Source organism: Psychrosphaera sp. B3R10 (assembly GCF_018861025.1).
GTDB classification, from domain to species: domain Bacteria; phylum Pseudomonadota; class Gammaproteobacteria; order Enterobacterales; family Alteromonadaceae; genus Psychrosphaera; species Psychrosphaera algicola.
This window is the reverse complement of sequence record NZ_JAHKQH010000026.1, coordinates 134,389-143,642: the sequence shown is the minus strand read 5'-3', so window position 1 is coordinate 143,642 and position 9,254 is coordinate 134,389. Positions and strand designations below refer to the sequence as shown.

6 protein-coding genes are annotated in these 9,254 nt (G+C 39.1%); 3 read left to right on the top strand and 3 right to left on the bottom strand.

The annotated features are described in order from the left end of the window. Positions 1 to 147 precede the first annotated feature (147 nt). A complete protein-coding gene (locus KO525_RS10195) occupies positions 148 to 3,426 on the bottom strand; it encodes a glycoside hydrolase family 2 TIM barrel-domain containing protein (protein WP_215963701.1) in 3,279 nt (1,092 codons plus the stop codon). Between the two features lie 178 nt (positions 3,427 to 3,604). Between KO525_RS10195 and KO525_RS10190 the strand changes: the two genes are divergently transcribed. After that, positions 3,605 to 3,772: a hypothetical protein gene (locus KO525_RS10190; protein ID WP_215963700.1), complete on the top strand. Its 168-nt coding sequence runs from the start codon at positions 3,605 to 3,607 to the stop codon at positions 3,770 to 3,772. A 186-nt stretch (positions 3,773 to 3,958) separates the two neighbouring features. On the opposite strand, the gene KO525_RS10185 is transcribed toward KO525_RS10190, so the two are convergent. Continuing rightward, entirely contained in the window at positions 3,959 to 5,380 is a 1,422-nt protein-coding gene (locus KO525_RS10185; protein ID WP_215963699.1) for a diguanylate cyclase, read from the bottom strand. A gap of 781 nt (positions 5,381 to 6,161) precedes the next feature. Between KO525_RS10185 and KO525_RS10180 the strand changes: the two genes are divergently transcribed. Further along, positions 6,162 to 6,809 (top strand): HEPN domain-containing protein, encoded by a 648-nt coding sequence (locus tag KO525_RS10180; RefSeq protein ID WP_215963698.1) that lies wholly within the window; start codon positions 6,162 to 6,164, stop codon positions 6,807 to 6,809. A gap of 314 nt (positions 6,810 to 7,123) precedes the next feature. Here KO525_RS10180 and KO525_RS10175 read toward each other — a convergent pair whose 3' ends face one another. After that, entirely contained in the window at positions 7,124 to 8,023 is a 900-nt protein-coding gene (locus KO525_RS10175; RefSeq protein ID WP_215963697.1) for a LysR family transcriptional regulator, read from the bottom strand. A gap of 102 nt (positions 8,024 to 8,125) precedes the next feature. Here KO525_RS10175 and KO525_RS10170 point away from each other — a divergent pair, with 102 nt between their 5' ends. Further along, complete coding sequence (locus tag KO525_RS10170) at positions 8,126 to 8,488, top strand: DoxX family protein (RefSeq protein WP_215963696.1); 363 nt, start codon at positions 8,126 to 8,128, stop codon at positions 8,486 to 8,488. The last annotated feature ends 766 nt before the right edge of the window (positions 8,489 to 9,254 follow it).

Below are 9,254 nucleotides of genomic sequence, written 5' to 3'. Positions count from 1 at the left end.
TCCATCAGAACATCCATCAGAGCGCCCGTTAGAACATCCATCAGGGCGCCCAGCCATTCGGTATGTTATTACATTAAATAGTGCAATAAAAAAGGCCACAACATAACTTTCATTATGTGTGGCCTAAAGTGTTTTGATAACGTCCGATTAAAGTTCGTTATGTGTCCCTATCTTTATCGTCTGCTCTGCCTTATACGGCTCCACAGAGTCAATTGGAGATAATGTAAACGAATAGCTATAGTCTTTAGCATTTAATCGATACTGCTCCCACGCTTTTGCCCCCCAGCTATTATCACCACCAACACCGGTTTGCTTGTAGTCAACATTTACGTTAACTAAGTCACGCTTTTTAATCTCAGTGTAATGACGCTGGGCTTTATTATCGCCCGGGTCAAAATCGCTTTGTGGTTGATGATGGGCACTAAAGTCAAACACGGAATTACCAATAATTTTAAGACCAACGCCATCTTTATTGGTTAAGGTTGCCCAGCGAATGTCACTGCGATTTCCATTTTCCTGGGGACGAATATAATCAAACGCCATGTCTTTAACTTCACCTTGGTAAATACCGACAAAGGCTGAGGTTTTACGATCCCAATAGTTTTCGTGTGGCCCTCTACCGTAGTAGGTAACTTGGTCGAAGTTAACTGGCATTTGGAAGTTTGTGCCAATGCGAGGGATCTCACTGTATTTATCAACCTTGAATGTTTTACCATTTGGTTTTGTTTTTACAATCTTCACACGGGCATCGCCAGCAAAGTCAAAATTGACATCAACTTTGATTTCGCCTTGACCGTTAATCGTATACTGGTAAGTAACCGACGAATCGGCGTCTGCGAGATCCACAACCTGTTCTAAAACAACCAGGTTAGCGTCAGACGAAACGACCTTCAAACCAAGACTTTTTTGGTTCTCGGTTGCTGTTTTCCAAAGCTTGCCACGTTTAACTAAACCGTTTGTACCACCAAAGTCGTTATCTGTAGGTGCACGCCATAAGTTAAATTTAAGGGCTTCTTTTAACATCTCTGTACCTTTGTATTGGTAAGACGTTAAATAACCAGCCTGGTCAAATTTCAGTTTTGCATCACCGGCAATGACAGCCGTTTGGTTAGGATCTTGAGCGACTTTTACGCTTGTTGCTCCCTTAGTTACAAATGTAGACGTTTTGCCTTTTTGCAACATAAGCTGATCACTGGCAAGCAAATGGCCTTTTTCAAGTAACGGGTGTGTGCCTTTAGCTGTCGCATAGAAATTTATAAAATATTCTTTATTCGACTTTAATTTAGGCAGTTGTTTGGCCAAATCAAAACGAACTTTACTTTGAGGTTGTGCAACTGTGTCAACTTGCCCAGTTTTAATAACAACACCATCTTCAATCAAACGCCAAGTCATGTTGTAGCTTGACGTGTCGACAAAAAAGTTTTCGTTATAGAGCTGGTAAGTTGTTTTACCTACTTTTGAAAAATGCAGATCTTGATACACTTTTTTAACTTCAAACAACCCTGGGTGTGGTGTTCTGTCTGGGTTAATTAGGCCATTTAATACAAAGTTGCCAGCATTGTGAACGCCTTCAGGTTCGAAGTCTCCGCCATAACCCCAAAATTCATTACCGTTTTCATCTTTTTTAATCAGACCTTGATCCATCCAATCCCAGATAAACCCGCCTTGCATTTGACGTTCTGCGCGAACAAAGTCCCAGTACTCTTTAAAGTTACCATTTGAATTACCCATCGCATGTGAGTATTCCACCCAGAAAAACGGGCGTTCTGGGTATTGGTTGATATATTCTTTTTTAAGCCTTTTGACTGTCCGATACATCCAAGTAACAGCGTCTTGGTGTACGTGCTTTTCTTTGGTGTATTTAGATTGCTGCTCGGCACGTTCGTATATGGTTAAACGCGAATTGTCGCGTTGTTTGATCCAGTCATAACCTTTAACAAAATTGATCCCATCACCGGCTTCATTGCCCATTGACCAAAACGTGATTGAAGGGTGATTTTTATCACGTTCAACCATACGTTCTAATCGGTCTAAATGCATGCCTTCAAATTTAGGTTTTGCAGCAGGTGTTTCTTTTGGGGAATATCCAAACCCATGTGTTTCGATATTGGCTTCATCGATAATATATAAACCGTATTTATCGGCCAAGTGATAAAAGTAAGGGTCGTTAGGATAATGCGAGGTTCGAACCGCGTTAATGTTGTTTTCTTTTAACATTTTAACATCAGCTAGCATGGCTTCTTTACTAACGACATGTGCTGTGCGCTCGTCATGTTCGTGACGGTTTACGCCTTTAAATAAAACAGGTTGGCCATTAACCAAAAACTGACCTTTGCTTAACTCAACCGTTTTAAAGCCAATTTGCTCACCTATGTGTTGAGTTGGTGTGCCGTCGTTATATTCAGTGCTAATCGATAATTGATATAAGTTTGGAGACTCAGCTGACCAAGCTTTAATATTGTTTAATACTATTTCGTGCTCAACGGTTTGCTGTTTGTTTGCCAGAACAATAACCGTATTTTTGTCGGTGGCGACCACCTTGCCACTCGCATCTTTGACTTTCACAACCAAATCAACAGACTGGGCCGACTGATTCTTATTGGCGACATCGATTGTTAGATTAAGCACACCATCGCGGTAGTTGTTCACTAGTGTTGTTTTGGCAAAGAAGTCCCTTACATGGATATTCGGTGCGGTATGTAAATACACATCGCGTTCGATACCACTGACACGCCAAAAGTCCTGGTCTTCCATATAGCTACCGTCGGTATGACGTATAACTTTAGCGGCAAGTACGTTTTCACCAGGTTTGAGGTATTGCGTAATATTAAACTCAGCGGCCGTCTTAGAGCCTTCGCTATAACCGACTTCTTGGCCATTTATATAGAGATAAAATCCTGAGTTAACGCCGCCAAAGTGGATAAATACTTGCTGCCCGTCCCAATCGGTTGGCACAGTGAAATTGGTACGATAAGCACCTGTTGGGTTGTCATCCTCGGGGACAAATGGTGGATTTTTAGGGAACGGATATTGTCTATTTGTATATATCGGATAATCGTAACCATGCATTTGCCAATTACTTGGCACGGGTAATTCATCCCAATTTGAGACATCAAAACTGGGGTCAAAAAAACCAGCGGGAACTGAACTAGGGTTTGCCGACCAATTAAATTTCCAATTGCCGTTTAACAGTTTGTAATACGGAGAGGTTTGGTAATCATCCGCTGCTAATTTTGACTCAGCATCGTAGGGCAAAAAAGTCGCGCGTGGCGCTTCGGTATTAACTTTAAAAACACTCAAGTCCTGCCAATAAACAGGCGCTTTTTTTGATGTGTTTGGAGTGTTTTGAGCCTGTTGATTACTATTACACGCACTTAACGCCAGTAAACTGGTGACAACCGCGAGGGTAACTTTATTTTTATTCATTGTTAGTTTTCTCATAAAATGGACCAAACGCATAGCGTAATAATCGTTCTAAATCGAAAGATGCTAAATGACAAAAAGCACCGAGGTGAGTGTCATTTATTATTAGCTTGAAGTTATTAAACCAAACAGGCTTGCTAAACCCTTAAATTTTTTTGCGTTACCTCGCTACACTTTTGTTATGAACGCAAACGTCACGGTAAAAGTGCACGACTTAATTGAAACTAACCGGATGGTTTGGCTAGAAACTAGCGGTAGTAAATACATACGCTCAGCAGTACTTATACCGCAGTATTTACAAATGGAGTATTTACAAACTCAGCTAGGCTTAGTGGATACTGGTAGTTAAATGGAAAGGTAGGGCAAGTTGCTCACTTTGTTATTGATGACTACTAAAGCGGCTGTTTTTATTATTCTGTGTTAAAAGTGTGTACACACTAACTTGGGAGGCTTTTAAAGCAAATGTTAGAAAAGATGTAAGCGTTGGGTCAACAAACACGGTTCTAGTTAATATTATATGTTGTTTAAAAAGGGGTTAAGCGCTATATCTAATTCGATTCCGCCCTTGCTCTTTAGCTTGATAAAGCGCTTTGTCGGTCCGTTCTAACCATGTTTTAATGGTGTCGTCGGCTCGGAACTGCGACACACCTATACTTACTGTCAGTTTTGCAATAATCGGAAACTGATAACTTTCAATGTTTTGAATTAATCGTTCTGCGACCTGTTTGACGTCGTTTTCTGTCGTAGAAGGCATAAGCACGACAAATTCTTCACCACCCCAGCGGGCAGGGACATCACCTGAGCGAATGGCCTTTTTCAATAATTTACCCAAATGCGTTAATGCCTCATCACCTGCATTATGACCATACTTGTCATTGATTTGTTTGAAAAAGTCGATATCAATTAACATCAAAGAAGCATCATGCGATTGCCTTTGCATGTCATTAAAAAGGTGATTAAACGTGGTTAAGAAGTAATGACGGTTATAAAGGCCAGTTAAATTGTCATGGTAAGAAATATACTCTAGCTGTCGGTTAGACTCTTCTAACTTGGCGCTCATTTTTTGTAACTGCGCGTTTTTTTTCGTTAAGGTAGCGGTAACTTTTCTCGATATTTGGAATCGCCATCCTAAAATTAGCAGCAATAAGACAGCGCCAAGAGTGATCATTCTAACCAAAGTATAATCGGTTTCGGTAACGACTAGGGTATTACTCCACCGATTAAGTATGTCGTTATGGACCTGCACTGGAATTTGGTCAATGACTTTATTAAGTATTGGCAATAATTCAGCTGAGCGAGATTTGATTACGCCAACTCTGAGTTCGTCTTGAATTGCAACCCAGCCGTTTATTTTTAAGTTAGCAATATTATGCTGTTTTAATTTACTGGTTATTGATAAGAGGGAACCAACGTAAACATCTATTTCACCATCTGCTACAGCTAATAAGCCATTGAGTTCGCTATCAAGCAGGGTTACCTGCAAGTTGGGATGGAATCGCTCCATGTAGCTGACCAATCGGTAACCTTTGACTACACCAATTTTCATTCCTGCAGCGGCTGAAATATTTTGAACGTAAGGGCGATTATTTGTTGTAACTAATACATTAGGACCAAAAAAGTAGGGCATAGTAAAATCAAGGTATTGCTCTCGTTCAGACGAACGATTTAACATCAAAGTGAGTTCACATTTTCCTGCTTTTAGAAATTCAGTGACTTCATTCCAAGACTTCGCAGGAATACGGTTGAAATTAATCGTACTATTTTCCTGAAACAACTGCTTATATTCTTTAGAAATACCCTTATGCTGGCCATTTACCATTGCTTCGTAAGGCATCCAGTCTGGGTCGACACAATAATTAACATCAATGGCCTGTGCATAAAATGGCACTAAAAAGATAATTAACCACTGGTATTTTCTAAGAAAACACATGTTATTAACCCCTGATTGCAAAAACATTTATTTGTCCCTAAACATTGGCGGACATAAAATCAACACCTTAGACCTAAATATAACGCGCTAATGTAAATTTGGCTATTTATTGTTCTGTATAATATATATAGACATCATCTTTGGGTTGAGGCTGCTTTTTATTTATTTCCGCAATGTGATGAAGCCTCAGTTTGTTGACGTTACCTGCTGTTATTCGATCTAACGTTTGTCCCTAAAATACACAGGGTAAGAGAGTCAGAACTAACCTCAAGTAGGCTAATGCGACCAAACAAAGTTAATAACAAATCAACTCCACTCCACCGTTCCCATTGGTTTAACTTTCTATTGTTGATAACCGCTAAAAATTAGAGGACTGCCATTGGATTCAAACAGCAAAATAGGCGACATTCAGAATGGACTGTCAGGGGCTGGATAGCTTCTTTGAACACATAGGGCGTTGGGAGATTTAAAACGATTTTTACGGCAGTTATGGCTTTACGCGCTTAACGTGGGGCAGCAACAAAGATTTTAAAGCTACATTATAAGTAAACAAACCCTATTAGTGGTTTGACGGATGTAATAGATGAGCACACTCATATGTCGGTTAAGCGCAGTGTTTTCTGATTAAAAGACACCTAAATAGTTTAAAGTGACACGTAAAATGATAGCGTAACTCAATTCAATAATTAGCCTTTTATAAATATTAATTAGGTTTAAAAGCAATTAAAAATACCAATGGGGTGTTGCTTACAATAAAGAAAAGGCGTTTAATCAAAAGTAGCAGTTTGGTTGATAGCAAAGGGAATTTATGAATTATCAATTGTTAAAGGATAAACAGCGTTTACTTCGACACGGGTTTCCAGATGCCCATGGTTTGCGCGTTCACCGAGCCTTGTCTTGGCTCAATAAAGCCGAGCAATGTGACGACGACAAAGATGCACAGTTTGTTTTTCTTTGGATATCGTTTAACGCCGCCTACGCTCAGGGCCTAGAATCCTCAAAATTTAGTGAATTAGAAACCTTCCAACTCTTTATAAAAAAACTCTGCGGTTTAGATAAAAACCAACAACTCCATCAGTTACTTTGGAGTGAGTTTACCTCTAGTATTCGACTCTTAATTGACAATCAATATGTGTTCCAACCGTTTTGGGATCACCATAATGGCAAGATCACCGAGCAAGAATGGCGGGACAAATTTTCTGCAGCAAAATCCAAAGCAAATAAAGCACTATCACGCAATGACAGTCCAGCACTGCTAACTGTGATTTTAGCGAGGTTGTACACCCTTCGAAATCAAATTATCCACGGCGGTGCCACCTGGAATAGCTCGGCAAACCGCGAGCAACTCCGAGACGCAGTCAATTTTCTATCAAAACTGTCCCCTATACTCATCGATATTATGATGGATAACCCCGGCGCCATGTGGGGCGAAGCCCATTACCCGATGTTAGATTAAAGGCGCATTTCATTGGCCCGTTTTTGCAATGACGTGTGCTTTTTAATCACAAATCCTCTAGTAATTTGAAAAATTAAATTGGTGGGTGTGTACAAATTTAGTACAGGTAATTGGCGGCAAGGTCCGTGCAAAATTAATTGACGTCTAATACAAACTAGCCTTTTTATATTAATAGCATTAGGTCCTATTGTGTTTATTTGAACCTTAGCTATTTCAAAAGACTTAGAAATAATAAACAGCTCAAAGAGCAAAATTTCTGCGTCTTCCTCTTTATTTTTCTCATTTACTGACTCACCTTAGACACAACATAATAGTTATTCTTCTAAATCAAGTTCTGATAGGGTGCGCCAAATTTCAGTCGCTACAGGGCCTAGCAGATGTGATTTGTTTTTCACTAGGCAAAATGGAAAAGTCATTGAGCTTTCTTTATCTGCAACTTTAATTTCTTGCAAGGTTCCAGAAATAATGTGTTGGGATACCAAATGTCTCGGCAGCATTCCCCATCCTAAGTTATGACAAATTAGTTTTAATTTCGCTTCAAAGTTATTCACGTACCAACAGCTTTGGCCAGACTGTGTGTTTAATTCTACGTCTTTGGTTATTTCGCCTGTATCTTTAACAATGATCTGATTTTCATTTATCAAAGATTCTATTGAATTAAATGGTTTATATTTATCAAGCAATTGTGGGGTAGCGACATTAACCATTTCACCTTTGGATAGTTCTATTGCAATAAGCCCACTAAACTTGGATAAGTAGTCTAAAGGGGCAGCCGTTATTGCTATTTGCGCTTTTCCTTCTGAGACAAGTTGCAATGCACCAGTCACATATTCTTGTGTTATTGAAAGTTGCGTTGAAGGAAAATTATTGTGAACTTGTTCAAATGCAGAAAACAGCGGCTCAATAGGGAAAGCCGCTTCAACCGCAATAACAATGTTTGCTTCATTTCCTTGATTTAGATGATTTGCGTATTGCTCAATTTGGGACACATCTCGCAGGGCTTTTTGGGCCATTTGATATATTGATTTTCCAGCGCTAGTTAAGCTTAATCTATAGCTATCACGAGTAAAAAGCGCTAAGCCTAATTGCACTTCAAGTTGCTTAACTGAGTGGCTCAAAGCGGGTTGGGTTTTGTGCAGTCTACTAGCAGCGGTCCTTAACGACTTTTCTTCTGCAATAGCCTCTAAAACTTTTAATTGGTCAATGGTAATCATGATAAATATCTCTAATCAAGAGTATAAAATATTATCAATATATATTATCGACTCATTTAATTAAACTTTCCTTATTGAAATTAACAATGAATTGAGGAATTTATGAATAAATTGAAAATAACCTTGTCTTGGTTGCCATTTGTCTTACTAGGACTATCGATGATAATGGCTGGCGCCGCCAAACTTGCTGGTGTACCTGAGCTTCATGTAAGCTTTGCAAAAATGGGGCTGCCAGAGTGGTTTGGTTACTTTATTGGCCTAGCAGAGTTACTTGCTGGTCTTGCGATGTTTATTCGCAAGTGGACTGCATTGGCGGCAACAGGACTCATTCCGATAATGATTGGTGCGACTTATTACCATATCGCATATGAAGTGCCTTCAGCAGTGCCTTCTATTGTATTTATTGCCTTAGCTATTTACGCAGTTATTGCTAGAAAGCGAAATGCTATCTGGTATCCAATATAAATAATTAGCTCTTATAAATCTTAATATGACCGACGAATAACTGAGCCATTACCGATTTACTTTATTTCTCACGGAAGAGGCCCTTAGTAAACGTTTTGTTATCAACACTTAAGGTTTACATTTCAGACCACTAAATTTTCGATCTCTAGCTCTGAGTAGAAGAGTTCGTTTAGGCAAATAAAAATTTAATCGAAAGCGTCAAACCCTTGGCTTTGGCGGTTTCGACAATGCTTCATATATACGGTGGTTTTGTAGTGGCTTTATAGTAGTTTTTGGTGTTTTTTTGTTTTTTGAGTAATGTTTGGTTAGATAGTAAATATCCATCGCGTCTTTTTGTCGAATACTATGTTCTCGTTCTAACCAAGAGATGAGTTTTAGAAGCAACATTCTGGCAGGTGATATTGTTACTGACGAGTATAAACTCTTGTGAAGAAATATAGTTCCGCACATAACAGATGTAATCATCGCCACGATCTAACAAAACCAGAAAATCTTCATCGTTTGCAATGGGCGGACGTTGTCCAAATAATTCAATTACGTTCGTGTTTTCGTTCATGGTGTTCTCCATATATAAAAGTTGGTCTCACCACTAATTAGTTTCGTAATGTGAAAATTTTCCCTACTCATGCCTTTTTAAAGTTGAATCAATTTTAAAAAGGGAATTTATATGAACAAACCAACTTTAAATGCCGCCGTTGCATCTTTAATTCTTGATGACATAAGCCGCCGGTTTATGAATTACCATGACGATATAAACGATATAAAC

Excerpts from the sequence above, each read along its gene's own strand:
- KO525_RS10180 (WP_215963698.1), top strand. The coding sequence starts at position 6,162 with ATGAATTATCAATTGTTAAAGGATAAACAGCGTTTACTTCGACACGGG.
- KO525_RS10170 (WP_215963696.1), top strand. The coding sequence starts at position 8,126 with ATGAATAAATTGAAAATAACCTTGTCTTGGTTGCCATTTGTCTTACTA.
- KO525_RS10190 (WP_215963700.1), top strand. The coding sequence starts at position 3,605 with ATGAACGCAAACGTCACGGTAAAAGTGCACGACTTAATTGAAACTAAC.
- KO525_RS10185 (WP_215963699.1), bottom strand. The coding sequence starts at position 5,380 with ATGTTTTTGCAATCAGGGGTTAATAACATGTGTTTTCTTAGAAAATAC.
- KO525_RS10175 (WP_215963697.1), bottom strand. The coding sequence starts at position 8,023 with ATGATTACCATTGACCAATTAAAAGTTTTAGAGGCTATTGCAGAAGAA.
- KO525_RS10195 (WP_215963701.1), bottom strand. The coding sequence starts at position 3,426 with ATGAATAAAAATAAAGTTACCCTCGCGGTTGTCACCAGTTTACTGGCG.